Here is a 25,682-nt window from a genome sequence, read left to right as displayed (position 1 = left end):
CGGTCGTCCGCCATGGACACGACGAGAGCGCAGGACGCGCCGGTGACGAGCGCGGCGCCGCACACGGCGGAGACCACCGGAGCGGAGCCCGGCCGGAAGGCCGGACCGGGCACCGACCAGGCCGTACGGGAGACCCTGGAGGACTACACCCTGCGCTTCGCGCCGCGCAGTTACCGGCGCTGGAGCCCGATGGTCGTGGCCACCACCGCACTGGGCGGGATCGCCTACATGGCGGACTTCTCCATCGGCGCGGGCATCGGCCTCACCCATGGCACCGGGAACGCGCTGCTGGCGATCGCGGTGGCCGCCGTCGTCATCTTCGTCACCGGCTTCCCGCTCGCCTACTACGGCGCCCGCTACAACATCGACCTCGATCTGATCACCCGCGGCTCCGGCTTCGGCTACTACGGGTCGGTCCTCACCAGTGTCATCTTCGCCAGCTTCACCTTCATCTTCTTCGCCCTGGAAGGGTCGATCATGGCCCAGGGCCTGGAGTACGGCCTGGGGATGCCCCTGTGGCTGGGCTATCTGGTCTCCACCGTCATGGTGATCCCGCTGGTGATCTACGGCATGAAGGCGCTGAGCAGGCTCCAGGTGTGGACCACCCCCGTCTGGCTGCTGCTGATGGTCGCGCCGCTGGTCTACCTGGTCGCCACGGACCCCGGCACGGTCGACCGCTTCCTCGCCCACGCGGGCACGGACGGCGACGGCGGGGTCGACACCGCTTCGGTACTGCTGGGCGCGGGCGTCTGCCTGTCGCTCATCGCCCAGATCGGCGAGCAGATCGACTACCTGCGCTTCATGCCGCCCAGGACCGAGGCCAACAAGCGCGGTTGGTGGACGGCGGTCGTCATGGCCGGGCCCGGCTGGGTGGTGCTGGGCGCGCTCAAGCAGGCCATCGGCGTCTTCCTCGCCGTGTACGTCCTGTCCGAGGTCGGGCCGGCCACCGCGACCGAGCCCATCCAGCAGTTCAGGAGCGCGCTGGACGCGATGCTGCCGTCCTGGACGGTGGTGCCGCTGGCGGTGGCGCTCGTCGTGATCAGCCAGATCAAGATCAACGTCACCAACGCCTACTCCGGTTCGCTGGCCTGGACGAACTCCTTCACCCGGGTGACCGGGAACTACCCCGGGCGGCTCGTCTTCGTCCTGGTCAACCTGGGGTTCGCCCTCGCGTTGATGGAGGCCGACATGTTCAGTTTCCTCAACAGCCTCCTCGGGTTCTACTCGAACTGCGCGATCGCCTGGGTGGTCACGGTGGCCACCGACATCGGCGTCAACAAGTACCTGCTCGAACTGTCCCCGCGCGCACCCGAGTTCCGGCGCGGCATGCTGTACGCCGTGAACCCGGTCGGGGTGGTGTCCTTCGTCGCCGCCTCCGGGCTGTCCATCGCGATGTACTTCCACGTCCTGGGCGACGCCATGCAGCCCTACTCCCCCGTCGCCGCGGCGGTGATCGCCTTCGTGCTCACCCCCCTCATGGCCGTCGTCACCAGAGGCAGGTACTACCTGCGGCGCACCGACGACGGCATCGCCGAGCCCCTCCTGGACCCGGAGGGCAACCCGAGCGGGGTCACGTTCGAGTGCCACGTGTGCGGGGAACGCTACGAACGCCCCGACGTGACGGCCTGCCAGGCCCACGGCGCCGTCGTCTGCTCACTGTGCCTGAGCACCGACAGGCCCGGCGTCCACGTACTGCCGGCGTCGCCCGCAGACGCCTGAGCGGGCTTCCCGTTGACATGGGTGGCTAACAGCGATAGCTTGCGGCTAACAGCGTTAGCCATCGTGATCGATACGGGGAGTGTCATGACCGAGTACCTGGCCGTCGACGGCGGCACGATCGCGTACGAGGTGTCGGGGTCCGGGCCGCTGGTCGTCCTGGCGCACGGCATGGGCGACAGCCGCGCCGCGTACCGTGCCGTGGTCCCGCCCCTGGTGGAGGCCGGGTTCCGGGTCGCCGCGGTCGATCTGCGCGGCTGCGGCGAGTCCAGCGTCGACTGGCCGGCCTGGAGCCGCACCGACATCGCCGCCGACCTGCTCGCCCTGGTCCGGCACCTGGGCGGCCCGGCCGTGCTGGTCGGCCACTCGATCTCCGGCGGCGCCGCCACGATCGCGGCCGCCCGGGAGCCCGCGCTGATCACCTCGGTCGTCGAGCTGGCGCCGTTCACCCGCAAGCAGTCGATCCGCCTCGGCGACCTGCGCGTGCGGCGCGTGCGGCGCGGCATGCTGCGGCTGGCCGGTGCCGGTGTGCTCGGCAGCCTGCGGCTGTGGCGCTCGTACCTCGACGTGGCCTACCCCGGTCCCAAGCCGGCCGACTGGGCCGAACGGCTGGGCCGTATCGACGCGTCGCTGCGCGAGCCGGGCCGGATGAAGGCACTCCAGAGCATGGGGCGCAGCGCGCCGGGCGACGCCGGCGCGCAGTTGGCCCACGTGCGCTGCCCCGTCCTGGTCGTGATGGGCACGCTCGACCCCGACTGGGCCGACCCGCGGGCCGAGGGCGCCGCGATCGTCGACGCCCTGCCGTCCGGCCTCGGCCGGCTGGAGATGATCGAGGGCGCCGGACACTACCCGCACGACCAGTTCCCCGACGAGGTGACCTCCCTCGTCCTGGCCTTCCTGCGGCCGGACACCGCCCGCGCCTGACCGACCGACGAAATCCGAGGCTGTGAGGGAGGCCGACGTCGACCGAGCGGCGACCTAATACCAGGGGCGGGCATCGTGTGCGGGCAGCGGACGCAGCTGCGGCCAGCGTTCGAGCAGCCGGCCGGCCAAGGCCGAGCAGAGGCGGCCGACGGCGTGCAGGTGATCGTGGTCGCGGGTCATGTCGGCGACCACGCCCAGGCGGTGGACGAGCCGCTCACGGGCGGACACGTAGCCCCATTCGAAGTCCTCGGCGGGCACCCGGGCGAGCTGATCGGCCGTGCCGCGATGAGCCCGCTCGACGAGCGCGTCGCCCATGATCAGCCAGCCCGCGCACGCGTCGGCGAGGTCACGGCAAGTCCCTCCCGGTGAGGTCGCGCCAAGTGGTCCGGTAGACGTCCTCGACCTCCGCGAGGGGAGCCGCAGCGACCGACAGGGCACACCAGCAAGTCGGGAAGCCGATGCGGAAGTAGGCGAGCTCGATCAGGCCGTTGCCGAGCGAGGCGCGCTCGAAGTCGACGAAGCGAACACCGTCGGCGGTCCGCAGGTCATTGCCGGGGCAAGGGTCACCATGCAGCAGCGCATGGTGACGGGCAGGGTCCAACCGCTCCAGGAGAGCGTCGAGTTCGCTGGGGACCGTGGACGGTACGGGCACCTCGAGCGCCCTGGCCAGAGCGAGGAAGGACTCCGCGTCGGTGGCCGTGGGCCCCGACCAGGCCGGTAGCGCCCCCGCGTCGGCGGGCCCGGTCAGCGCATGCAGCCGGGCAAGCGCCTCGGCGTACCCCGGCATCCAGTCGTCCGTCTCGCCGAGGTCGTCCACGTGCTCGAGGACCATCACTCGCGAGGGCCGGTCCGTGGCGAGCACCGCGGGGGCCACGGCCGGTCCGGAGGCCCGACCCGCCAGGCGCAGCCCGGTGACCTCCCGCGCGAAGCGCGTGTTCGCGTCGGCTCCCGTGTCCCCACCGTCGGTGATCTGCTTGACGATCACCAGCCGCCGGTCGGCCAGCCGCACCCGCCACACCCGTGACCGCGGACTGCTGTCCAGGAGCTTGGCCTGCTCGGGAGTTCCCACGCCTGCGAGCAGAGCCTCGTTGAACGGAACACGATGGGGCATGCCGACGAGCGTAGCGGTCCTCACCGCACCCCATGCCTGCCGTTCCGCGGCGACTTCGCCCGTCGAGTCACAGCGGCTCTGTGCCCGGGCCCGCCACCGATCGGACGGACCGCCGTCGCGCGCTCCGGCGCCGAGGTGCGTTCGGCGCCACGCACACGCCGCGTTCGACACGGCCGGCCGGGCCGTGGCACACCTTTCCCGAGCCCACACAGGAGGGGGTCCTCTGCCGTGCGACGGCCCGGGGACCGCGCGCCCGGATGCGCCGGTCCCCGGGCCGACGTGGCTTCGCGGCTCCATGGACAGCCCCCAACCTGCTGTGATGTGATCCGTGCGGCGGACGGACGGGTCCGTCCCCCCTCAGGCTCGAAAGTTCCGTACACATGCAGAAGACCAAGGCCGCACTCTGGGAATTCCTCCAAGGGCTCGGTAAGACGTTCATGCTCCCGGTGGCCCTGCTCGCGTTCTGCGGCATCATGCTCGGCATCGGCTCCTCCCTGTCCAGCGAGGCGGTCACTGACAACGTTGCCTTCCTGAAGGGCGAGGGCTGGCACCTCGTCTTCACCTGGATGGCCAACACCGGTCTGGTCGCCTTCACGTTCCTCCCGGTGCTCTTCGCGATGGCGATTCCGCTCGGTCTCGCACGTGAGGACAAGGGGGTGGCGGCCTTCTCGGGCTTCGTCGGCTTCGCCGCCATGAACCTCGCGGTGAACTTCTACCTCACCGCGCAGGGCGTCGACTTCGAGGACGAGAAGGCGATCGAGCACTACGGCATAGCCGACGTGCTGGGCGTGCAGTCCATCGACACGGGGCTGCTCGGCGCCGTGGCCGTTGGCATCGTTGTCAGCCTGCTCCACCGGCGCTTCCGTACCCAGCGGATGCCCGACGCGCTCGCCTTCTTCGGCGGGCTGCGCTTCGTCCCGATCGTCTCCGCCCTGGTCCTGAGCGTGCTGGGCCTCCTCATCCCGCTGGTCTGGCCGACGTTCAACGGCTGGATCACGGCGGTGGGCCGGGGCATCGGGCACACGGGGGTCTTCGGGCCCTTCTTCTTCGGCATGGGAGAGGTCCTGCTGCGGCCGATCGGGCTGCACCACATCCTCGTGGCCATGTTCCGCTTCACCGATGTCGGCGGCTCCGGAGCCGTGTGCGGCGACCACGTCTCCGGCGCCCTGAACATGTTCTACGCCCAGTTGGACTGCTCGGCCGCGCCGGGCTCCGCCGTCACCGACGCGACGCACTTCCTCTCCCAGGGCAAGATGGCGGCGTACCTGGGCGGTCTGCCGGGTGCTGCGCTGGCGATGTACCACTGCGCGAAGCGGCGGATGCGCCCGGAGATCAAGGCTCTGCTCGTGTCCGGTGTCGTCGCCTGTGTCGTGGGCGGCATCACCGAGCCGCTGGAGTTCCTGTTCCTCTTCGTCGCCCCGTGGCTGTACGCCGTCCACGCGGTCCTCGTCGGTCTCGGCTTCCTCACGGCGGCCGTGCTCGGCGTCTACATCGGGAACACCGACGGCAACGTCATCGACTGGCTGGTCTTCGGCGTGCTCCAGGGCTCGACGACCAAGTGGTACCTGATACCGGTCATCGCGGCGGTGTGGTTCGCCGTGTACTACTTCCTCTTCCGCTGGGCCATCAGGCGCTTCGACCTCAAGACTCCCGGCCGCGAGGACGACCCGGACGAGGGCGGCGAAGCGGACGCGGAGCAGCGGGACGAGGACGACGGTGCGGCGCCCGCCGGCTCCGCCGAGAAGGCCGCGCCCCCGCGTGAGCTGGTCGCGGGGAAGTACGACGCCGTCGCCATCCTCGACGCGATCGGCGGCGCCGGCAACATCCGGTCCCTCGACAACTGCATCACGCGCCTGCGCATGACGGTCGAGGACGCCGAACGGGTCGACGAGGCGCGGCTGAAGAAGCTGGGTGCCGTGGGGGTCGTCAAGCTCGACGCACACAGCGTGCAGGTCATCATCGGCCCGCAGGTGCAGTCGGTGAAGGACGCCATCGCCACGATGATCCCGGTGGGCTGACCATGGTCTCGTCACCCCCCTACGACTTCGACACGCCGGTGGACCGGCGCGGCACCTGGTGCACGCAATGGGACTACGTCCAGGACCGGTTCGGCGTGCCGGACCTGCTGCCCTTCACGATCTCCGACATGGACTTCGAGACGGCCCCGGAGATCCTGGCCGCGCTCCGCGACCGTCTGGACCACGGAGTGCTCGGCTACTCGCGCTGGCGCCAGAGCGACTTCCTCTCCGCGATCACGCACTGGTACGCCACGCGGCACGCCACAAAGGTGGATCCGGAGTCCATCGTGTACGCCCCCTCCGTCGTCTACCAGGTCTCGCAGTTGCTGCGCCTGTGGTCGCGGCCCGGTGACGGCGTGGTCGCGCACACCCCGATGTATGACGCGTTTCCCAAGACGGTGGCGGCCAACGGGCGCCTGCTGCGGGAGTGCCCCCTGGACGACTGGGCGGAGTTCGAACGGCTCCTGGCCCTCCCCGACACGGCCGTGCTGCTGCTGTGCTCGCCGCACAACCCCACGGGCCGGGTGTGGTCCGAGGCGGAGCTGGACCGGATGGCCCGGCTGTGCGCGCGGTACGGCGTCGCGGTAGTCAGCGACGAGATCCACTCCGACCTGGCCTACGCCCCGCACGTGCACCGCCCGTGGGCCCGGCATGGCGGCGAGGGCCGCTGGGCCGTGCTCAGTTCCGCGTCCAAGTCGTTCAACATCCCTGCTCTGACCGGGAGTTACGGGATCATCGGCGACGCGCCCTCCCGCGAGGCGTATCTGCGGCAGCTCAAGGACGCCGACGGCCTCTCCTCCCCCGCGGTGCTGTCGCTGGTCGGGCACATCGCCGCGTACCGGAGCGGGGCACCCTGGCTGGACGCCCTGCGCGGGTACCTCGCGGGCAATCTCGCGATGGTCGCGGACCGGCTGCGGGCGGCGTTCCCGGCGCTGGGCTGGGAGCCCCCGCAGGCCGGGTACCTGGCCTGGATCGACCTGCGCCCCCTCGGGATCGACGACGACGCGCTCCAGCGCGAGTTGGTGGAGGTGGAGAAGGTGGCCGTCATGCCGGGGGCCGCCTACGGCTCCCCGGGGCTGGTGCGGCTCAACGTCGGGTGCCCCCGGTCCAAGGCGGAGGCGGGCGTCGGGGCGCTGGTGCGGGCGGTGCGGCGGATCGCACCCGATTCCCAATGAACATGATTTTCATGTAGCGTCGGGAGCCGGCCCTGCTCCGCCGCGCGCCGGGCGCGCGGAGCTCAGCCGGCCGTCTCCCGAGAGGACCCGTTCCATGGCCGTTCCCAAGCGCAAGATGTCCCGCAGCAACACCCGCCACCGCCGCGCCCAGTGGAAGGCGAGCACGCCCGCCCTGGTGCCCGTGACGGTGGACGGGGTGACCCACCGGGTCCCGCAGCACCTGGTGCCCGCCTACCGTCGGGGCCTGCTGCGGCCGGAGGACTGAGCGGGGCCCGCGGGCCGACGCACCACCGCCGGGCCCCCGCGTTGCAGCCCCCCAGGTCCAGGCGGACACTGGCCGGAACTGGCAGCCTGCCGGAGAGGGCCTGGACGATGGGTGACTACGCGGACCTTCCTGGTGTCAGGACCTGGTACGAGAGCGAGGGGACCGGCGATCCGCTGGTCCTGCTGCACGGCGGCTTCTGCACCAATGACACCTGGGGAGCGCAGCGTGCCGATCTCGCCGCCGCGTACCGTCTCCTGCTGCCCGAGCGGCGCGCCCACGGGCACACCCCCGACGTCGACGGGCCGCTGACGTACCAGGACATGGCCGACGACACGGTGGCGTTCCTGGAAACGGTGGTGGACGCGCCCGCGCACCTGGTCGGCTGGAGCGACGGGGCCGTCGTCGCGCTGCTCGTCGCCCTCGCCCGGCCGGAGCTGGTGCGCCGGGTCGTGCTGATCGGGGCCAACTTCCGGCCCGGCGGAGAATGCTTCGTCGAGCCGGGCATGCTCGACGCGATGACGCCCGACAGCCCGGACATGGCCTTCTTCCGCGAGATGTACGAGGCCGTGTCGCCGGACGGTGCGGACCACTGGCCGGTGGTGGCGGTGAAGATGATCGACATGTGGCGCACCCAGCCGGTCCTCACCGAGCGCGAGCTGGGCCGGGTCACCGCCCCCACCCTGGTCATGGCCGGCGACGACGACCTGATGACACTGGAGCACACGACCGCCCTGTACCGCGCGCTGCCCGACGCGCGGCTTGCCGTGCTGCCCGGCGCCTCCCACCTGGTGCCGCTGGAGAAGCCGGCCCTGGTCAACGGGCTGGTCCTGGACCACCTCGGTCAGGAGGCGGCGGTCGAGACGATGATGCCGGTCCGTCGCCGGAGCGGGTGACCCGGCGTCAGGGCCGGGCGACCGGGTCGAGGGCCAGGGCGGCGAACGTGGCCAGCCAGTGGTCGGTGGTGAAGTCGCCGCGCTCCACCGCCGGCATGCCCGCCGCGAGGTGTTCCTGAGCGGCCGCGTCCAGGCGGGCGCGGACGGGGCCCTCGGGCAGGGCGTCCGCGAGGGCGCGCAGCGCGGCCGCCCGGCTGAGCGTCAGGCCGAGCAGGTGGCCGATCTGCGGGTCGGCATGGTCGGAGACCACCGGCACTTGGAGCAGCGGGCAGGGCGCACCGGAGGCGAGCGCGGGCAGGAAGCGGTCCAGCCATGCCGCGAACCGGTCCGGCGGGAGCACCCTGCGCATCGCGTCCGCCTCGGTCAGCGCCGGGGAGAGGAAGTCCTGTCCGGACGGCTCCCAGTGCGCGGGTGCGTCGTGGTCGTCGGCGAACCAGGTGAGCAGACGTTCCCGGACAGCCCGGTCGGTCGCGGCGGACAGTTCTCCCGAGTCGAGGGCGAGGCTCAGCGCGAACGCGCTGTTGGGGTGGTTGCCGTGGCGTACGGGATAGGTGGCCCTGGGCAGCCAGCCGGCCAGCAGTCCGTCGACCGCGGTGACGGCGGGGGCCAGTGCCTCCGCCCAGCGGGTGCCCGCCGGTCCGCCGTGGGCGCGGCACTCGGCGGCCAGGGCGAGCAGCCACGCCCAGCCGTAGGGCCGCTCGAAGGAGGGGTGGTCGCTGAGGTAGGCGGCCTCGGTGGCGAGGTGTTCCGGGGTGAGGTGGCGGTCCAGCGCGTCGATGGCCGGTGCGGTGTCCGGCAGTTCGGGGGTGCCGCCGTGGCGGCGGAGCAGCCGGACGAGCAGCCAGTGCATGTGCACCGAGGAGTGCCAGTCGTAGGCGCCGTAGAAGGCGGGGTGCAGGGAGGTGGGCGCGGGGTTCTCCCGCTCGGAAGTGATCAGGTGGGCCGGGAAGTTGGGGTATGCGCGGGTGATGTTGGCCAGGGCGATCCTGGCGAACGGGGCCGCGTGGGCGCCGAGCGGCATCAGTGGGTGGCTCCTTCGGTGACTTTCAGGTCGTGCTCGGCCGGGGTGCGGGCGGCGGTGGCCAGCATGGCGCGCAGACCGTGGGCGACGGTGGCGGGCGGCAGGGACGGGGCGGTGCCGTCGGCCACCTGTTCCGGCGCCCAGGGCACGTGCGCGAACCCGCCCCGCACGTGCGGGAACTCGGTGGCCATGAGGTGGCCGAGGCCGTAGGCCACGTGGTTGCAGACGAAGGTGCCGGCCGTGTTGGAGACGGCGGCCGGGACGCCCGCCTCGCGCATCGCGGCGACGCACGCCTTGACGGGAAGGGTGGAGAAGTAGGCGGCGGGGCCGTCCGGGACCACCGGTTCGTCGATGGGCTGTCCGCCGGCGTTGTCGGGGATGCGCGCGTCGTCGACGTTGATGCCGACGCGTTCGACGGTGACGCCGGGACGGCCGCCCGCCTGGCCCAGGCAGAGGACCAGGTCGGGCCGGGCCGCCCGGACGGCGTCGCGCAGGGCGGCGAGGGACTCGCCGAAGACGCAGGGCAGTTCGACGGCGGTGACGGTGAGCCCGGCGGGCGGTTCGGCGGCCACCAGGGAAGCCGCCTGCCAGGACGGGTTCACGCGTTCGCCGCCGAAGGGGGCGAAGCCGGTGATGAGGACACGGGTCATGGGCGTTCCTTGCCGTGCGGGTCGGGTGGCCGGGGTCAGAAGGCGAAGAGCGCCATGATGACGGTGCAGCAGCCGAGCAGGGCGATGCCCGTCGGCAGCTGCGCCTTGATCGGGCCGTACTGGTCCTTCAGTTCGAGCAGTGTGGCCGGGACGATGTTGAAGTTCGCGGCCATCGGGGTGCACAGGGTGCCGGCGAACCCGGCCAGCATGCCGATGGCGAGGACGGCCGGCTCGTTGCCGTGCATCTGCTGGATCAGTACGGGCCAGCCGATGGCCGCCGTCATGACCGGGAACGCGGCGAACGCGTTGCCCATGATGACGGTGAACAGGAACATGCCCACGCAGTACGCGAGGACGGCGAGGTACTTGGAGTCGTCCGGGAGGACCTCGTTCATGATGTCGCCGACCTGATCGCCGACCCCGGCGACGGCGAAGATCGAGCCCAGCACGGCCAGCAGCTGAGGCAGCAGCAGGGCGGAACCCATCGCCTCCAGCATGGAGCGGCCGGAGTGGACCGGGACGGACAGCTTCTTCTCGCCGGTGACCAGCATGCCGACGACGAGCGCGACGACACAGCCGAGGCCGAGTCCCAGGAGGGTGGCCTTGCCGGTCTCGAACAGGCCGGACTCGTCCAGCACCGAGGCGCAGACGATGGCGACGAGCGGGATGGTCAGCGCCGGGATGAAGATCTTGTTGCCGAGCCGGGCGGCGGACGCCTCGCGCTGCTCACCGGTGGTGGTGACCGGGACGCCCTTGCCGAGGAAGTTGAAGCCGGCGAGCACGATCAGGGCGAGGACCGCGACGCCGAGCGGTTCGGCGGGCAGGGTCCAGTCGCCGTTCTTCGCGGTGGCGTTGGCGACGCCGGTGCCGTAGGGAAAGGTGAGGCCGAGCAGTCCCCAGAACGCGGCGGACGTCCACCGCTTGGGGTTGCTGCGGTCGGCGGCCATCTGCACGGCCATGACGACGAAGACGAGGCCTATCAGCCAGTAGAGCCATTCGACCTTGATCACTTGTCGGCCCCCTCGGGAAGCGGCAGCTCGTGTTCGGCGGCGGCGAGCGCCATCTCGCGCTCCAGCTGCCGGTCCATGAGCAGCAGCCGGGCACCGTGGATGACGAAGGCGCAGACGGCCAGCGGGATCGCCCACAGGGCCAGCTGGGTCGGTTCGATGTCCTGGTGGTACGTCGAGTTCACGAAGCCGGTGATCAGGAGGATCGAGCCGATCGCGATGAAGCAGTCCTCGCCGAAGAACACACCCACGGTGTCGGCCGACGCCGAGTAGGAGCGCACCTTCTCGCGCCACCGCTCGGGCAGTCTGGCCCCCGTGGAGCGTTCGGCGGCCGCCTCGGCCATGGGCGCGACCAGGGGCCGCACGGTCTGGGCCGGGCCGCCGATGCTGTTGAGTCCGAACGCCGCGGTGACCTGCCGGACCAGCAGGTAGACGGTGAGGAACCGGCCGGCGCTGAGCCTGCCCAGGCGCCCGATGAGATGACGGGCCTGTTCGCGCAGGCCGTAGCGCTCGAGCAGGCCGATCACCGGAAGCACGATGGCGTAGACGGTGACCGAGCGGCTGTCGGCGAAGGACCGGCCGAAGGCCGCGAGGACCTCCAGAGGGTCCATCTTGCCGAGCAGTCCGGTGACGATTCCGGCGACACCCACCACGAGGACGGGGTTGCGGCGCGTGACGAATCCGAGGATCACCACGACCACACCGAGGAGAACGATCATTCGGTGGCCTTCTTCAGGCATGAGGGGGCGGGGCAGCACGGATCCGGAGCTCTCGGAGCCGTGGCTTCAGCGGTCCCCGGACCATAGCTCCAGATGCGTGGCAGATGCACGGACACTAGCGATCGTTCAACGATCTAACAAGAGGTGGATTTTCCTCGTCCGCTTGGGCGGTCGCCGTCGCGTCTTGTCGGATCGTTCAACGATCGTCTACTTTCGGCATGTGATCGACCTCAACGCAGACCTCGGCGAGGGCTTCGGCCGCTGGACCCTCACCGACGACGACTGCCTGCTCTCCGTCGTCACCAGCGCCAACGTCGCCTGCGGCTTCCACGCGGGCGACCCCTCCGTGATGCGGCGCGTCTGCGCCCTCGCCGCCGAGCGCGGGGTCCGGATCGGGGCGCAGGTGTCCTACCGCGACCTGGCGGGCTTCGGACGGCGCGCCATGGACGTACCGGCGGGCGAGCTGGCGGCCGAGGTCGCCTACCAGATCGGCGCGCTCAGGGTCTTCGCCGAGGCCGCCGGGTCCGAGGTGGCCTACGTGAAACCGCACGGCGCGCTCTACAACCGCACCGTCCACGACGCCGAGCAGGCCCGTGCCGTCGTGGCGGGGGTCGAGCTGGCGGGCGGCGCGCTGCCCGTGCTGGGTCTGCCGGGCTCGCGACTGCTCGACGCCGCCGGGGAGGCGGGGCTCACCGGTGTCCCGGAGGCCTTCGCGGACCGCGCCTACACCGCGCGGGGCACCCTCGTCCCCCGCGGCGAGGCGGACTCCGTGGTGACCGACGCGGACGCGGTGGTCGGCCGTGCGCTGGGGTTCGCGGTGCGGGGCGAGGTCGAGGCGGTGGACGGCACGACCGTCGCGGTCGCCGCCCGTTCGCTGTGCGTCCACGGCGACACCCCGGGCGCGGCCCGGATCGCGGCGCGGGTGCGCGAGGCACTGGAGGCGGCCGGAACCGGCATCGGGGCGTTCGCATGACGGCCGCCCGGGCCCGCTCGGCCCGCCCCGCCGGCCGCCACGCGCTCCTCGTCGAACTGCCCGACGCCGAACACACCGCGGCCTTCCACGCCGAAGTGCTGTCCCGGCGCGCCGCCGGGACCCTGCCGCCGGTGACGGAGGTGGTCCCGGGGGCGCGGACCGTGCTGCTCGACGGGGTACCGGACCCGGAGGCGCTGGCCCGCGAGGTCACCGGGTGGGAGGTACCGCCGGTCCCCGACGACGACGGGGACGTGGTGGAGGTCCCCGTGCGCTACGACGGTCCGGACCTGGCCGACGTGGCCGTCCTGTGGGGAGTCGCTCCCGACGAGGTCGCCGCCCTGCACGGTTCCCGGACCTACCGGGTCGCGTTCTGCGGGTTCGCGCCCGGCTTCGGCTATCTCACCGGCCTGCCGCCCCGCCTCCACGTCCCCCGCAGGGCCACCCCCAGGACCCGCGTGCCGGCCGGCGCGGTGGCGTTGGCCGGCCCCTACAGCGCGGTGTACCCGCGCTCCACACCGGGCGGCTGGCAGCTGATCGGCACCATGCCGGACCCGCGGCCGCTGTGGGACCCGGCTCGTGCGCGTGCGGCGCTCCTCACACCGGGGACCCGGGTGCGATTTGTCACAGCTGACGGCGCCTCGACGGAGGCAGCCGCATGAGGGCCAAGTTCACGACCGTGCGTGCCGGGGCGCTCACCACCGTGCAGGACGCGGGCCGGCCCGGCCACGCCCACCTCGGCGTGCCACGTTCCGGAGCGCTGGACGCGCCCGCGATGCGCCTCGCCAACCGGCTGCTGGGCAACGATCCGGACGCCGCCGTCCTGGAGACCACGCTGACCGGGTGCGCCCTGCGGCCCGACCGCGGCGTCACCGTGGTCGTCGGCGGCGCGCCCTGCCCCGTGACCGTCGACGGGCGGCCCGCCGCCTGGGGCGCTCCGGTGCGGGTGCCCGCGGGCGCGGTCCTGGACGTGGGGGCGGCCGCCACGGGGGTCAGGTCGTACGTGGCCGTCGCCGGGGGCATCGCCGTCGATGCCGTCCTCGGCAGCCGCTCGACCGACCTCCTGTCGGGGCTGGGGCCTCTCCCCCTGCGGGACGGCGACGTCCTCCCGGTGGGCACGCCCGCACGAACGGTGCCGCCGCCCGTGGCCGCCCCCTGGCCCGGTCCGCCCGCCGAACTGGTCCTGCCGGTACGCCTGGGCCCCCGCGCCGACTGGTTCTCCCCCGCCGCCCTGCGCACCCTCGTGTCGGCCGCCTACCGCGTCTCGCCGCACAGCAACCGCATCGGCCTGCGCACGGAGGGGCCGCCGCTGGAACGCGCGGCGACGGGCGAACTGCCCAGCGAGGGCATGGTTCTGGGCGCCGTACAGGTCCCGCCGGACGGCCGCCCCGTGATCTTCCTGCACGACCATCCGACAACCGGGGGTTACCCGGTCGTCGCGGTCGTCGCGGAACCCGCCCTCGCGGCGGCGGCGCAGGCCGCAGCCGGAACCCCGGTGCGTTTCACGCCCGGCTGACGGCTCCCCGCCACTGACGCCCTATGGCGTACGCGCGTAGACCTCGGGCACCATCGTCCTGCACCGCATGCTCAACCACCCCACAGGAAGCATGACGTTCTGCATGGAGGTTCCACCATGAGGGCTCCAACCACGCGCATCCGGGCGGTCGTCACGGCGCTCGCCCTGGTCGCCGCACCGGGCGCGGTCGTCGTCGCCGGCGCCGGCGACGCCTTCGCTGCCACGAAGATCAGTCACGCCACCGCCACGTCGATGTTCCGCGACGTCGGCATCACCTGGTCGTCCTCCGGCAACTGCTCCAACCGGAACAACGGCACCTGTACGTCGTTCGACCAGCTCAACCTCGCCACCGCGCAGGGCGCGCAGACCCTCAAGCGGGCCACCGGGTGCGCGCTGAACATCACCGGCGGTACCGAGACCGGGCACGCCTCCGGCACCTACTCCCACTGGAACGGCTACAAGCTCGACTTCGGCAAGACCACCTGTGTCGGCAACTACATCAAGAACACGTTCACCTACATCGGCGTGCGCGGCGACGGCGCTCCGCAGTGGCGGTCCGGTTCGGGCAACGTCTACGCCGACGAGGGCAACCACTGGGACGTCACCTACTACAACTGTGGCGGCTGCTGAGCCGTGACCGCGGCCGGCGGGGGGAGGCACAGTGCTTCACGTGGACTTCGACGAGGGCGCGTTGACCCGGATGGGCGTGGCCCGGGGCGCCGACCCGTTGTGGGAGACGGTGCTGAGCCTCCACCTGCTGCAGAACGACCAGGAGCCACTGACCTACGACCCCTGGCGGCGCGAGGTGCGCGGCGCCCTGCACCGTGGTGGACTCGCCGACGACGTACGGGCGTTGATGCGGCTGTGCCCGCCCACCGGGTACTTCCCGGACTTCCTGACGCCCGGTCGCGGTGACCTGGACCTGGCGGAGGGCGTGGACCGGGTGCGCTCCACTCCCCGGAGCAGACTCGTCGCCGAACTCACCCGGCTCTGCGCGGACCTGCGCGGCCCGGTGCCGCGCAGTGTGCGGTGGGTGGCCTCCGGGGACGCGACCGCGCTGCGCTGGCTGGGCGGCACGCTGCACCGCTACCACGCCGTGGCCGTGGCGCCGTACCTGCCCGTGATCCGTGCCCGGGCCGGGGAGGACCGCGCCCGGCGTGCCGAGGCGGCGCTGAGCGGTGGCGCCGAGGCCCTGCTCGCGAGTTACACCGACCTGCCGGGCTGGCGGCGGGACGGCACCCTGCTCGCCGCCCCCTACCCCGAACCCCGGTCGCTCAGGCTGGGCGGGCGCCCGCTGACGCTGGTGCCCGCCTTCTTCTGCGTAAGGACCCCGCTGGCCCTGGTGGACGAGTCGCTGCCGCCGGTGCTGGTGCACCCGCTGCGCCCGGAGCCGGGCTGGCTGCCGTGCCGGCGCGCCGGTGCGGCGAGGCCGTCCGTCGACCGGCTGACCGGCCCGTCGCGGGCCCGGATGCTGGAGTCGCTGGAGACGCCGATGACCACGACCTCGCTCGCCGCGGCGCTGTGCCTGGCACCGTCCACGGCGAGCCGCCACGCGGCCGTACTGCGTGAGGCGGGGCTGGTGGCGACCCGCCGCGAGGGCAACCGGGTGCTGCACCGGCGTACCGCGCTGGGGTCGGCGCTGCTGGACGGGGCCGTTCAGCAGGTGGGCACGCCGGGGAGCCAGGAGTCGGCGACGTCGATGAAGATGTTGGAGACGTAGCCGCCGTAGTCGGGCAGGTAGGACCAGGCGTCGTTGCTGTAGCCGTCGTAGTTGACCAGCTCGCCGTGGACCTGGCAGCGGACCCGGACGGTCGTCGGTCCGGCCAGGCTCGCCACCCGGGTGGAGCCGGTCGTCGCCTGCTGACGGATGCTCACGTCGGTGCCCCAGGTCGGGAACGACGTGGTGTCGCCGCCGGCGTCGGTCCACAGGTAGGTGACGGTCACCCAGCCGTTGTCGTCGAGGCCCACGTTGTAGAAGGTGCCGTCGGCCAGGTCGATGCCGGCCGGGTTGGCGACCTGGCGGCCGAACTCGTCGCGACCGCCGTTGTAGCCGTCCTCGTACGCCGCCTGCGCCTCGGGCAGGCCGCGTGGCAGGTCCTTCCACTGCTCACGCTGCGTGGAGGGGTTCCAGTGGTCGTCGTGCGTGTTCCACGGGCCGACGTCCCACACCGGCGCCGTCTCGCAGCGGGCGGGACCGCACACCTGCACCGAGTACTGTCCGCTGCCTTTGGGCGACAGGGCCCGCCGGGAGGGGAGCGCCACGAAGTGGTCGTTCGCCTTGATGACGTGGCCGTTGGCCGTGGTGTGGCCGACGAGGCCCTCGCGGGTGGCGTAGACGCGGGCGGAGAAGGCGGCGGCCGTCGGCGTGGACCCGGCGGAGACGCTGCCCGTGTCGTCCGCCGTCAGGGTCAGGGCGCGGACGGCGGCCGTGGCCTCGCCCCTGGCGTTCCACAGGGTGAGCCGGGCCTGGACGTCGACGACGTCGCGCGGCAGTCGCGCCGGGCTGCCGGCCGCCGCCCGCCGCCACTCGGTCCAGGTTCCGTCGGCGGCCCGTCCGCGCACGTCGACCTCGACGTCCGCCGCCTCGGGCACGGTCGCGTCGAGGTCCACGGTGACCCGGTTCACCGGCCGTTGGACGTGGTGGGTCTCCAGGACGGCGGAGGCGTAGCCGCGGTCCCGGTCCAGGGAGGCGGGGCTGACGGAGCCGTCCCGCACCCGCAGGGCGCCCTCCCCGTACCGGACGTTGACGTCGTCGCCGCCTGCCGGGGACAGGTCGGGGCGCCAGGACTCCGAGGCGGGCGCGGCGGTGGTGCCGGCGGCCGGCGCGGGAGCCGCGGCCAGTGCCGTGCCGGCGAGGGCGAGCAGGCACACGGTGCCGGTCAGGGCACGCGTGGGACGCGGTCCGCGGCGTGGGACGGAACCCGGGCGCGGGGTGGGAGGGGTCAGCATGTGGGCACTCCTGGGAGCCAGGCGTCGTCGACGTCGATGAAGATGTTGGACACGTATCCGCCGTAGTCCGGCAGGTACGACCAGGCATCGTTGCTGTAGCCGTCGTACTCGACGAGCCCGCCGTGGACCTGGCAGGCCACGCGGACGGAGGTCGGTCCGGGCAGACTCGCCACCCGGGCGGAGTCCGTCGACGGCTGCTGACGGACGCTCACGTCCGTGCCCCACGTCGGGAACGGCGTGCCGGTGCCGCCGTCGTCGCCGCGGACCAGGCTCATGTAGTAGGCCCAGTCCCAGTGCGGGCCGGGGTCGGTGTGGTCGTTGCCGGGCACCTCGCTGTGTCCCACGATGTGCGCGCGGTCCCGGGGGATGCCGTACCTGTCGGTGAGGTGACGGGTCAGCGCCGCCGACGAGCGGTACATGGCGTCCGTGAACCAGGCGGGGTCGCTGACGTACCCCTCGTGTTCCACTCCCACGGAGTAGGGGTTGGCCGAGCGCGCGTGCCAGGCGGTGTCGCCCTCGCGGACGCTCTGGGTGATCTGGCCGTCGGAGGACCGCACCACGTAGTGGGCGCTGACCTGAGCCGACGGGTTCTGGAACCAGCTGATGGAGCCCGCGTAGGAGCCCTGCGTGACATGGACGACCACGGTGGTGATCGCCGAGTTGCGGCCCGCGGTGTAGTTGCCGGAGTACGCCGGGTTCCAGAGGGCCGGCGGGTAGTCGGCGGACGCGCTCGCCCCGGTGCCGGTGTCGGTCCCGGCGTACTCTCCGCGCTGGGGCCGGACCTCGCGCGGGGTGACGGTGACCTGCTCGCCGCCGTCCGCACGGGCCCGGACGCCGTCGCCGAGGACGTCGTAGACGGCGTCGGCGTACAGGCGCGCGGCGGCGTCGCTGCCGGAGGCACCGTAGCGGGCGGCGACCGGATACCAGGCGCCGAGGCGGTCCCGGTCCGCGGCGTCGAGACCGGCCGCGTCGGCCAGGGCGCGCAGCACGGCGGCGCCGCCGTGGATGTTGGCACCGGTGTCGCGTTTCAGGTCGGCGACGCTCTCGCCGGTGAGTCGCGCGGCCTGTTCCAGGGTGTGCCGTTCCGGGTTGCTGACCAGGTGCATCATGCCGTAGCCGTTGTCCTGGCTCGGCAGGCCGTCGTGGCCGTCCAGGCGGGTCTCGCCGTAGCCGACGGCGACCAGCAGGTCCCGGGGGACGTCGTAGGCGACGGCCGCGCGCTCGAACGCCCGGTTGACGGAGTCGTCCGGTGCGTGGGGCGCGGGTGCGGCGGCGGCCGGGGACGGCTGGCCGGTGAGGGCCAGTACGGCCGCGGCGACCGCGGCGCACAGTGCGGTTCTCGCGCGCCCGGCGGGGAGTGGGGAGGACATGTGGGGGTGCTCCGCTCTCTCCGGTGCCCACGGGGTGTGGGGGCGGTTCGCGTGCGGCCGGGAGTCTCCTGGGGGCGGCCCGGCGGTGGCCGCGCGGGCACCGGGGTGCGCGGCCGACCGGTCTCGCGAACGGGCCCGCGCGGGAGGGGAGTTCGCGCACACCGGTCGCCGCATGATGGATCGCGCGGCTTGTCGTGAGCAAGTCATTGCAGCCTGAGCGAAAGACCGCACCACCGTCCGGTCCGCGCTCCCGTCAGCCGGGTCGGGGACGGACGACCACCGCGACGGCTCCGATCCGGCCGCTGTGTTCGAGGCGCAAGGCGAAGGGCACCAGGTCTCCGTCCCCGCCCACGTCGCCGGTGTGCGGCGACACGCCGAGGGCGGCGCCCGCGGGGACGGACGGCGCGTCCGCTTCCCGGCGGTACGCGGCTGCGCCGGGTGCCGTCCGGTGCCCGCTCGGGACGATCCGCCTCCGGGTTCCGGGCGGGACGCGGGAAATCGTTTGCCCTTCGACCGTGGCAGGATGCAATGGCCTCAACGGTCAACCGAAGGAGACGTCGTCGCGTGAACACGCCCTTCGAAGCAGCGCGGGCCGGCGGGCCGTCCGTCCGGATCGGCGCTCTTGTTCCGCTGACCCGGCCGGGCTGGGCCGAGGCGGGCCGTCACCTGCTCGCCGGCCTCGAACTGGCCGTGCACGAGCTCAACGACAGCGGCGGGGTCGGCGGCGGACCGCTGGAGCTGGTGGTCCGGGACACCGCGGCCGATCCGCCGAAGGCCGCCGCGGCCGTGGAGGAGTTGGCCGGTCTCGGCGTGGCCGCCCTGGCCGGTGAGTACCACAGCGTCGTCGCCCGTGCAGCTGCTTCCAGAGCCGACGCGCTCGGCATGCCGTACCTCTGCTCCTCGGCGGTGCTGGACACGCTCACCGATCGGCCAACGGACCGGGTGGCGCGGCTCGCACCGGCGCAGTCCCACGGGTGGCGCATCTACGGGGACTTCCTGCTCGGCGAGGGCCACCGCCGGGTCGCCGTGGCGACCCAGCCGAGTGTGTACTGGGCGTCCGGGACTCGCCTCCTGCGGGAGCACCTGGCTCCGCACGGCGGCACCGTCACCGAGTTCGACATGAACGCGCTCTCCCCCACGGCCCTGTGCGACGCGCTCGCCGACCAGGGCGCGACGGCCCTTCTCCTCCTGCTCGGCCACCCGGATCCCGCGGTCCCCGTCGTCAGGGCCGTGCGCGGCGACCCGCGACTGGCCGGGCTGAGGATCGGTGCCCCGGCCGGGCAACCGGAGTTCGCCGAATGGGCCGGGGCGCTGGGCGCCGACGGTTCCGAGGTCCCGTTCCTGCGCTACCTGCCCGAGCGGCTCGGCCCACTCGGCGCACGCGTCGAGGCGGCCCTTCGCGCACGGCTGGCCGAAGCGCCCTCCTTCGTCGCCTTCGAGGGTTACGACACCGTCGCCGTTCTCGCGGAGGTGCTGCGCAGGGCGGGCACGGATCCGACGGACATCACCGCGTCCTGGTCCGGGGTCGACGTCGAAGGCACCCGGGGCCGGATCCGGTTCACCCGTACGCCCGGTATCGGCATGTGGCAGTGGGCCTGGCCGCCGGTCCAGGTCGTGGACCGGGACCCGGCGCGCCCCAACCGCTTCCGCGTCCTGCACACCGGCTGAGCCCCCGGCTTCCGGGTGCGCTCGGCCACCGCCGGAGCCGCGTCGCACGAGGGTGGCGTGGGCCGCACTCGGGACGGCTCCGGGCTCCCGGTCACCTCGTGGGGCTGAGGCCCTCCACGGTCAGTGCGAGCAGGCGGCGCGCCTCGGCCGCCGGGTCGGCGTGGTGCTCCGTGGCCAGGGCGATGCCGGTGACCAGCGTGAGCAGGTCGGTGGGGGTCACGCCCGGCGCCACCACGCCCTCCGCCGCGGCGCGCCGCAGCAGGGGCTCGACCGCCCCACCGAGTTTCGCCGTACAGGCGTTCACATGCTCCGGCTCGACGAGCCTGTCCTGTGCCAGGGCGTCGGCCATGCCCCGCGCGGAGGCGGCGTACTCGGTGAGGGCACGCAGCCAGTCCAGGAGCGCGGTGCGGGCGTCCTCCGCCTCGGCCGCATCGACGGCACACACCCGCAGGGCCTCGATCCGCTCGGCGAAGACCGCCTCCAGCAGCGCGCGGCGGCCGGGAAAGTGCCGGCGCACGGTCGCCGAGCCGACACCGGCGATGCGGGCGATGCGTTCCAGGGACGCGTCGGCGCCGTGTTCGGCGACCTCCTGCTCGGCGACGGACAGGATCCGCGCGTAGTTGCGCCGTGCGTCCGCGCGCTGGTGATCAGGCATGGCGTCCTCTCGCATTGCTAAATGGCGGGCCCCTCCGTATCGTACCGGGAAGTTAAGTGGCGGGCCCCGCCACTTAGCTGCCGATCCCTGCGCAACCTCCGGAGGACACCATGACCACTGATCCCGCGCCCGTCCTGGTCACCGGCGCGACCGGCCGACAGGGCGGCGCCACCGCCCGCGCCCTGCTGAAGTCGGGGGTACCGGTCAGGGCGCTGGTCCGCGACCCCTCGACCGACCGGGCGGCGGCGGTCGCGGCGCTCGGCGCCGAACTGGCCGTCGGGGACCTGGACGACCTCGGCTCCCTGACCCGCGCCGCGGAGGGGGCCCGCGCCGTCTTCTCGGTCCAGATGCCCGACCTCGACGGAGCCGCCTTCGCGGGCGAGGTCGCGCAGGCCGCCCGGCTGATCGAGGGCGCCAGGGCCGCCGGGGTGCCCCAGTTCATCCACACGTCGGTCTCCGGCGCCGGGCAGCACACGAGCTGGGTGCGGGGCCGATGGGCCGCGATGGAGCCCTACTACACGGCGAAGGCCGGCATCCAGGACCGCGTGCGCGAGGCCGGCTTCGCCCGCTGGACGCTCCTCAAGCCGAGCTTCTTCATGGAGAACTTCCTCCCCGCCGAGGCCATCGTGTTCCCGCGCGGCCTGGAGGGCGGCCTGGTGAGCCTGCTCAAGCCCGCGACGCGGCTGTCCCTGGTCGCCGTCGACGACATCGGCTCGGCCGCTGCCGCCGCCGTGGCCGAGCCCGAGCGCTTCGACGGCGTGGAGCTGGAACTGGCGAGCGACCACCTGACCATGACGGAGATCGCCGAGGTCCTCTCCCGCCACCTCGGCACGACGGTCGCCGCGCCCGACATGAGCGAGGAGGCGGCGGTCGCCGCCGGCATGCCCGACATGGGGTTCGGACAGTCGTCCCTCAACGAGTTCCCGCAGCCCGCCCGCCCCGAGTTCGCGCGGAAGCTGGGGCTGTCCGTCACGCCCTTCGCATCGTGGGTACGGCAGCACATGCCGAGCGCGCCCTGACACCGGCGGGCGCCCGGGCGAAGCCGCTCCCGCCGCCGAGTTGTACAGGTTTATCTGTACAGCTGAGGCTGTGGAAGTTAACCTGTGCGCATGAGCGAGAACCAGTACCTGTCGCCGTCGGCGGTCGAGGCGTCCCGCGAGGTCCGCGCGGTCATCAGGCGTCTGCGGCGCCGCATCCTGAAGGCGTCCGAGGCGGAGGACATCACCGTGGGCCAGGCCACCCTCCTCGCGCGCCTGTCCGACCGCGGCGGGGTCACGGCCAGCGAACTCGCCGCCGGCGAAGGGGTGCGGCACCAGTCGATGACGGCGACCATCGCTCCGCTCGCCGCCCTGGGACTGGTGGAGCGGCGGCCCGACCCGGACGACGGGCGGCGCCTGCTGATCACGCTGACCACCGAGGGCCGTCGGCGGGTGGAAGAGGACCGGCAAGCGCGCAAGGAGTGGCTCGCCGGCCAGTTGCAGGACAAGTGCACGGAGCAAGAGCGCCGGGCGGTGATCGCGGCCATGGCCGTCCTGGAGCGACTCACCCGTGACTGAGCGGACGGCGGCCCGGACGCGCGACGAGGACCGGCCCGGCTTCGACCGGCGGCTGCTGCCGCCGATGCTGCTGGGTTCGGTCCTCAACCCGATCAACTCGACGATCATCGCCGTCGCCCTCGTCCCCATCGGCAGCGCCCTGGGAGCGCCCGCCTCGCAGACCGCCTGGCTGGTCTCCGCGCTCTACCTGGCCACCTCGCTCGGACAGCCGGTCGTGGGCCGGCTCATCGACCTCTTCGGTCCGCGCAGGCTCTTCCTCCTCAGTACCGGCCTGGTCGGCGTGGCCGGAGTCGTCGGCGCCCTGGCACCGAACCTCGGCGTACTGATCGCCGCGCGGGTCCTGCTCGGCTTCGGCACGTGCGCCGGCTATCCCGCGGCGATGGCGCTGCTGCGCGGCGAGGCCGAGCGCACCGGACGGGACAGTCCCGGCGGGGTACTGACCGCGCTGGCGGTCGCCAACCAGACCATCGCCGTCGTCGGCCCGCTGCTGGGCGGTCTGCTGATCACCGCCGGCGGCTGGCGCACCACGTTCGCGCTGAACGTGCCCCTGCCCGTCGCCGCGGTGGTACTGGGGATGCTGCGCCTGCCCAAGCCGGCCGACGGGGCGGGGCGACCGCGACACGGACGTCCGGCCGCACAGCTCGACCTGCCCGGCATGGCCCTGTTCGCCGCCACGCTCGTCTCGCTGCTGCTCTTCCTGATGAACCTGCACCTGCGCGACTGGTACCTGATGGCGATCACCGTCGCCGCGGGTGCGGCCTTCGCGGCACGGGAGCTGCGGGCCGCCACCCCCTTCATCGACCTGCGGGTCCTGGGCGGCAACACCCCGCTGCTCGCCACGTACGGGCGCGCGCTCGTGGCCTACGTCGTCGCCTACGCCTTCCTCTACGGCTTCACCCAGTGGACGGAGGAGGGTTTCGGGCTGTCGCCCTTCCACGCCGGGCTGGCGCAGATCCCGATGTTCCTGCTGGCGATCGGCGTCTCGGTCGTCTCCGGGCGCACCGGGAGTGTGCGCGGGAAGCTGCTGCTCGGCGCGGCGGGGCAGATCGTCGCCTGCGTGCTGATCCTCACCCTCACGGCCGAGAGCCCGCTGTGGATGCTGCTCCTGGTCGCCCTCGTCTTCGGCGTCCCGCAGGGGCTCAACAACCTGGCCCTGCAGAACTCGGTCTACTTCCAGGCCGATCCCGAGCGCACGGCGTCATCCGCCGGTCTGCTGCGGACCTTCGCGTACGTCGGCTCGATGATCGCCTCCGCCGCGAGCGCGGCGGCCTTCGGTCACCACGCGGACACCGGCGGCATGCACACGCTGGCCTGGGTCATGCTCGGCGCCGGGGTGGTGTACCTCCTGCTGACCGTCTTCGACCGCACCCTGGGCCGCGGGACGGCCCCGGACGCACGGGCGGCGTGAAGCTCACCGGCCTCGGCGCCCCCGACGACGTGCGCCCGTGCACAGAGGACGGGACCGTGGACCTTCCTGCTGGGGACCCTGCCGAGCCCGGGGAGCCGGCGGGGCACGCCGCCGCCGCGCTCAGCGGACGTCCCCGCCGGGTGCTCCCGGGTTCTGGGAGCCCCCGGCGTTCAGGTGCTGCAAGGCCTCGACCAGTTCCTTGCAGGCCCGTTCCACCGACCGCCTGGTGTTGAGCTGCTCGCTGATCACCGCGGACAGCAGGAGCGCGGTGAGCCCCAGCGTGCCGTTGAACGCCTGGAGTCTCATCAACGTCTCGATGTCACTGAGCGTGCCGAAGGCGCCGACCTCCTCGCGGGCCACGACGGTGGCCATCACCGAGGCGAACAGGGCGCACGGTATGCCGCCCGCCAGTTGGAAGCGCAGCACGGACAGGATCAGCAGGGGGTAGACCAGGAAGAGCAGGCTGACCGTGCTGTACATGATCAGCGGCACCAGTACGCAGACGACGACGGCGAGCCCCACCGCCTCGGTCCACCGGGCGGACGGCGGCGGCAGCCGGGCACGGTGCAGGAGCAGCAGCAGCGGCGTGACGAGCACGACGCCCATCGCGTCGCCGACCCACCACGCGAGCCAGACGAGCCAGAGGTCGCTCGACGGCAGCTTGTCCGACAGGACGAGCATCCCGACACCCACCGCCGAGCTGATCAGCATGGCCGTCAGCGCACCGAGGAAGACGAGCGACAGCCCGTCGCGCAGGCGGCTCAGGCTCACGCGGAAACCCACCGCCCGGAGCATCAGGTAGGAGCAGACGGGGGCCGCGGTGTTGCCGGCCACGATCCCGACGGCCGAGAGGCCGGGCCTTCCGAGGGAGATGATGACGAGCAGCGCGCCGAGCGCGATGCCGGGCACGCACCGTGGTCCGAAGAGCAGCAGACAGGCCACCGCGAGGCCGGTGGGCGGCCAGATGGGCGTGACGACAGCGCCGTCGGCGGTCAGCTGCTGCGACAGGCCCAGCCGACCCGCCGCGTAGTAGACACCGGCGACGAGCAGCGTCTCGCAGAGGAGGACGACCGGTCGCGGCCATGCACGGATATCCACCACAGGGCCATCAGACACCGGCCCCGGCCGGTCAGCGAGGTGAGAGGCGCCCCGTCCCGCCCTACGGCGTAACGACGGGTCCGCCATGGCCGACGACGAGCACGGCGGCGTCGTCCTCGTGTCCGATCAGCTCGGCGTTCTTGAGGACGGCGGCCGCGAGGGACTGCGCCTCCATGCCGGCGACGGCCGCGAGGCCCGCCAGCCGCGTCACCCTGTCGAGCCCGTCGTCGATGCTCAGGGAGGGCCCCTCCACCACGCCGTCCGTGACCAGGACGAGCACGCCGCCCGCGTCGAGCCGGTACCGGGTCTCCGGATACTCGGCCCCCGCCAGGACGCCCAGCGGCGGGCCGCCCTCGTCGTGGCAGACCTCGGCCCTGCCGTCCGCGGCGGCCCGGACGCAGGGGATGTGGCCGGCCCGCGCGCTCTCCAGGACACCGGTGGCCGGGTCGAAGCGGATGAAAGTGCAGGTGGCGAAGAGGTCCTTGTTCAAGGACAGGACGAGGTCGTTGGTCCAGGCGAGCAGCTCGCCCGGCCGGCTCGTCACGGAGGCGAGCGCCCGCAGGCCGACGCGGACCTGACCCATGAACGCCGCCGCGTCGATGGCGTGGCCCTGCACGTCACCGACGGACAGCCCGACGCGGCCGTCGGGCAGCTCGAAGGCGTCGTACCAGTCGCCGCCCACGTTGAGGCCGGCGTAAGCGGGCGCGTAGCAGGCGGCCAGATGGAAGCCGGGCACCGTGGGCAGGTCGGCGGGCAGCATGTCGCGTTGCAGGGCGATCGCGAGCTCCACCTGGGACCTGCGCAGCTCGGCCAGCTCCCGGGCCTGAGTGGTCAGCGACGCCAGCCGGGCCAGCAGCTCTTCACCGTCAGGTGCGGGACGCTTGCGGAACATCGACCACTCCCGGACCAGGACGCCTCCGTACGGGCGTCAGCCACCCGCGGGCCTGGCCAGTGCAAGTGTGTCACCGGGCTCGGGGAAGGGCATGTCGGAGC

24 protein-coding genes and 1 pseudogene are annotated in these 25,682 nt (G+C 72.8%); 15 read left to right on the top strand and 10 right to left on the bottom strand.

The window, feature by feature from the left end:
• The first annotated feature begins 12 nt into the window (after positions 1-12).
• Together DMH12_RS11895 and DMH12_RS11890 are read left to right on the top strand one after the other, a co-directional pair.
• Positions 13-1,719, top strand: coding sequence for a cytosine permease (locus tag DMH12_RS11895; RefSeq protein WP_260474191.1), 1,707 nt, complete (start codon positions 13-15; stop codon positions 1,717-1,719).
• 84 nt (positions 1,720-1,803) lie between these two features.
• Positions 1,804-2,640, top strand: a complete 837-nt coding sequence (locus DMH12_RS11890) for an alpha/beta fold hydrolase (RefSeq protein WP_125491539.1) — start codon at positions 1,804-1,806, stop codon at positions 2,638-2,640.
• 54 nt (positions 2,641-2,694) lie between these two features.
• Here the strand turns inward: DMH12_RS11890 and DMH12_RS11885 are convergent.
• Positions 2,695-3,751, bottom strand: a pseudogene (locus DMH12_RS11885) (phosphotransferase family protein).
• Between the two features lie 380 nt (positions 3,752-4,131).
• Here DMH12_RS11885 and malX point away from each other — a divergent pair.
• The 4 genes from malX (at position 4,132) to DMH12_RS11865 (ending at position 8,102) form a co-directional block, all read left to right on the top strand.
• A complete protein-coding gene (gene malX / locus DMH12_RS11880) occupies positions 4,132-5,769 on the top strand; it encodes a maltose/glucose-specific PTS transporter subunit IIBC (protein WP_125491538.1) in 1,638 nt (545 codons plus the stop codon).
• A 2-nt stretch (positions 5,770-5,771) separates the two neighbouring features.
• The gene (locus DMH12_RS11875; RefSeq protein ID WP_125491537.1) at positions 5,772-6,944 is read left to right on the top strand and encodes a MalY/PatB family protein; all 1,173 of its coding nucleotides are present in this window, start codon (positions 5,772-5,774) and stop codon (positions 6,942-6,944) included.
• A 94-nt stretch (positions 6,945-7,038) separates the two neighbouring features.
• Positions 7,039-7,209: a 50S ribosomal protein L32 gene (gene rpmF, locus DMH12_RS11870; protein ID WP_125491536.1), complete on the top strand. Its 171-nt coding sequence runs from the start codon at positions 7,039-7,041 to the stop codon at positions 7,207-7,209.
• Positions 7,210-7,316: 107 nt separating this feature from the next.
• Complete coding sequence (locus DMH12_RS11865) at positions 7,317-8,102, top strand: alpha/beta fold hydrolase (protein ID WP_125491535.1); 786 nt, start codon at positions 7,317-7,319, stop codon at positions 8,100-8,102.
• Between the two features lie 7 nt (positions 8,103-8,109).
• On the opposite strand, the gene DMH12_RS11860 is transcribed toward DMH12_RS11865, so the two are convergent.
• The 4 genes from DMH12_RS11860 to DMH12_RS11845 are packed head-to-tail and all read right to left on the bottom strand — an operon-like array spanning position 8,110 to position 11,499.
• Positions 8,110-9,123 (bottom strand): DUF2891 domain-containing protein, encoded by a 1,014-nt coding sequence (locus DMH12_RS11860; protein WP_125491534.1) that lies wholly within the window; start codon positions 9,121-9,123, stop codon positions 8,110-8,112.
• The gene (pcp, locus tag DMH12_RS11855; protein WP_125491533.1) at positions 9,123-9,773 is read right to left on the bottom strand and encodes a pyroglutamyl-peptidase I; all 651 of its coding nucleotides are present in this window, start codon (positions 9,771-9,773) and stop codon (positions 9,123-9,125) included. Before pcp ends, DMH12_RS11860 begins: the two co-directional genes overlap by 1 nt.
• Positions 9,774-9,808: 35 nt before the next feature.
• Positions 9,809-10,783, bottom strand: coding sequence for a DUF979 domain-containing protein (locus DMH12_RS11850; protein WP_125491532.1), 975 nt, complete (start codon positions 10,781-10,783; stop codon positions 9,809-9,811).
• Positions 10,780-11,499 carry a DUF969 domain-containing protein gene (locus DMH12_RS11845; RefSeq protein WP_125491531.1) on the bottom strand — a complete coding sequence of 240 codons (720 nt, stop codon included), beginning with the start codon at positions 11,497-11,499 and terminating at the stop codon, positions 10,780-10,782. The genes DMH12_RS11850 and DMH12_RS11845 overlap by 4 nt, the downstream gene beginning before the upstream one ends.
• Before the next feature lie 220 nt (positions 11,500-11,719).
• Between DMH12_RS11845 and DMH12_RS11840 the strand changes: the two genes are divergently transcribed.
• The 5 genes from DMH12_RS11840 (at position 11,720) to DMH12_RS11820 (ending at position 15,705) form a co-directional block, all read left to right on the top strand.
• Positions 11,720-12,472, top strand: a complete 753-nt coding sequence (locus DMH12_RS11840; RefSeq protein WP_125491530.1) for a LamB/YcsF family protein — start codon at positions 11,720-11,722, stop codon at positions 12,470-12,472.
• Positions 12,469-13,131, top strand: coding sequence for an allophanate hydrolase subunit 1 (locus DMH12_RS11835; protein ID WP_125491529.1), 663 nt, complete (start codon positions 12,469-12,471; stop codon positions 13,129-13,131). Before DMH12_RS11840 ends, DMH12_RS11835 begins: the two co-directional genes overlap by 4 nt.
• Positions 13,128-13,985, top strand: coding sequence for a biotin-dependent carboxyltransferase family protein (locus DMH12_RS11830; protein WP_125491528.1), 858 nt, complete (start codon positions 13,128-13,130; stop codon positions 13,983-13,985). The genes DMH12_RS11835 and DMH12_RS11830 overlap by 4 nt, the downstream gene beginning before the upstream one ends.
• A gap of 117 nt (positions 13,986-14,102) precedes the next feature.
• Positions 14,103-14,615 (top strand): hypothetical protein, encoded by a 513-nt coding sequence (locus tag DMH12_RS11825; RefSeq protein ID WP_125491527.1) that lies wholly within the window; start codon positions 14,103-14,105, stop codon positions 14,613-14,615.
• 40 nt (positions 14,616-14,655) lie between these two features.
• Entirely contained in the window at positions 14,656-15,705 is a 1,050-nt protein-coding gene (locus DMH12_RS11820; protein WP_260474190.1) for a winged helix-turn-helix domain-containing protein, read from the top strand.
• Here DMH12_RS11820 and DMH12_RS11815 read toward each other — a convergent pair.
• The gene (locus tag DMH12_RS11815; protein WP_125491526.1) at positions 15,642-16,934 is read right to left on the bottom strand and encodes a hypothetical protein; all 1,293 of its coding nucleotides are present in this window, start codon (positions 16,932-16,934) and stop codon (positions 15,642-15,644) included. The two genes, DMH12_RS11820 and DMH12_RS11815, sit on opposite strands and share 64 nt — an antisense overlap.
• Positions 16,928-18,304 (bottom strand): N-acetylmuramoyl-L-alanine amidase, encoded by a 1,377-nt coding sequence (locus DMH12_RS11810; protein ID WP_125491525.1) that lies wholly within the window; start codon positions 18,302-18,304, stop codon positions 16,928-16,930. Before DMH12_RS11810 ends, DMH12_RS11815 begins: the two co-directional genes overlap by 7 nt.
• 564 nt (positions 18,305-18,868) lie before the next feature.
• Between DMH12_RS11810 and DMH12_RS11805 the strand changes: the two genes are divergently transcribed.
• Entirely contained in the window at positions 18,869-19,972 is a 1,104-nt protein-coding gene (locus DMH12_RS11805; protein WP_260474189.1) for an ABC transporter substrate-binding protein, read from the top strand.
• Between the two features lie 91 nt (positions 19,973-20,063).
• Here DMH12_RS11805 and DMH12_RS11800 read toward each other — a convergent pair whose 3' ends face one another.
• Positions 20,064-20,627 (bottom strand): TetR/AcrR family transcriptional regulator, encoded by a 564-nt coding sequence (locus DMH12_RS11800; protein WP_125491523.1) that lies wholly within the window; start codon positions 20,625-20,627, stop codon positions 20,064-20,066.
• A gap of 110 nt (positions 20,628-20,737) precedes the next feature.
• Here DMH12_RS11800 and DMH12_RS11795 point away from each other — a divergent pair, with 110 nt between their 5' ends.
• The 3 genes from DMH12_RS11795 (at position 20,738) to DMH12_RS11785 (ending at position 23,591) form a co-directional block, all read left to right on the top strand.
• The gene (locus tag DMH12_RS11795; protein ID WP_125491522.1) at positions 20,738-21,646 is read left to right on the top strand and encodes an NmrA family NAD(P)-binding protein; all 909 of its coding nucleotides are present in this window, start codon (positions 20,738-20,740) and stop codon (positions 21,644-21,646) included.
• Between the two features lie 90 nt (positions 21,647-21,736).
• The gene (locus DMH12_RS11790) at positions 21,737-22,183 is read left to right on the top strand and encodes a MarR family winged helix-turn-helix transcriptional regulator (protein WP_125491521.1); all 447 of its coding nucleotides are present in this window, start codon (positions 21,737-21,739) and stop codon (positions 22,181-22,183) included.
• Positions 22,184-22,247: 64 nt separating this feature from the next.
• Positions 22,248-23,591 carry an MFS transporter gene (locus tag DMH12_RS11785; RefSeq protein WP_125491569.1) on the top strand — a complete coding sequence of 448 codons (1,344 nt, stop codon included), beginning with the start codon at positions 22,248-22,250 and terminating at the stop codon, positions 23,589-23,591.
• Between the two features lie 120 nt (positions 23,592-23,711).
• Here DMH12_RS11785 and DMH12_RS11780 read toward each other — a convergent pair whose 3' ends face one another.
• Both DMH12_RS11780 and DMH12_RS11775 read right to left on the bottom strand, forming a co-directional pair.
• On the bottom strand, positions 23,712-24,692 hold the full coding sequence (locus DMH12_RS11780) for an MASE1 domain-containing protein (protein WP_260474188.1): 981 nt from the start codon (positions 24,690-24,692) through the stop codon (positions 23,712-23,714).
• A gap of 58 nt (positions 24,693-24,750) precedes the next feature.
• Positions 24,751-25,581: a PP2C family protein-serine/threonine phosphatase gene (locus DMH12_RS11775; protein ID WP_125491519.1), complete on the bottom strand. Its 831-nt coding sequence runs from the start codon at positions 25,579-25,581 to the stop codon at positions 24,751-24,753.
• Positions 25,582-25,682: the final 101 nt, after the last annotated feature.

The sequence above is a fragment of the Streptomyces sp. WAC 04229 genome (genome assembly GCF_003947455.1).
In the GTDB taxonomy this organism is placed as follows: Bacteria; Actinomycetota; Actinomycetes; order Streptomycetales; family Streptomycetaceae; genus Streptomyces.
Note: the sequence above shows the minus strand (reverse complement) of the source record. Positions and strands in the feature narration are given on the sequence as shown.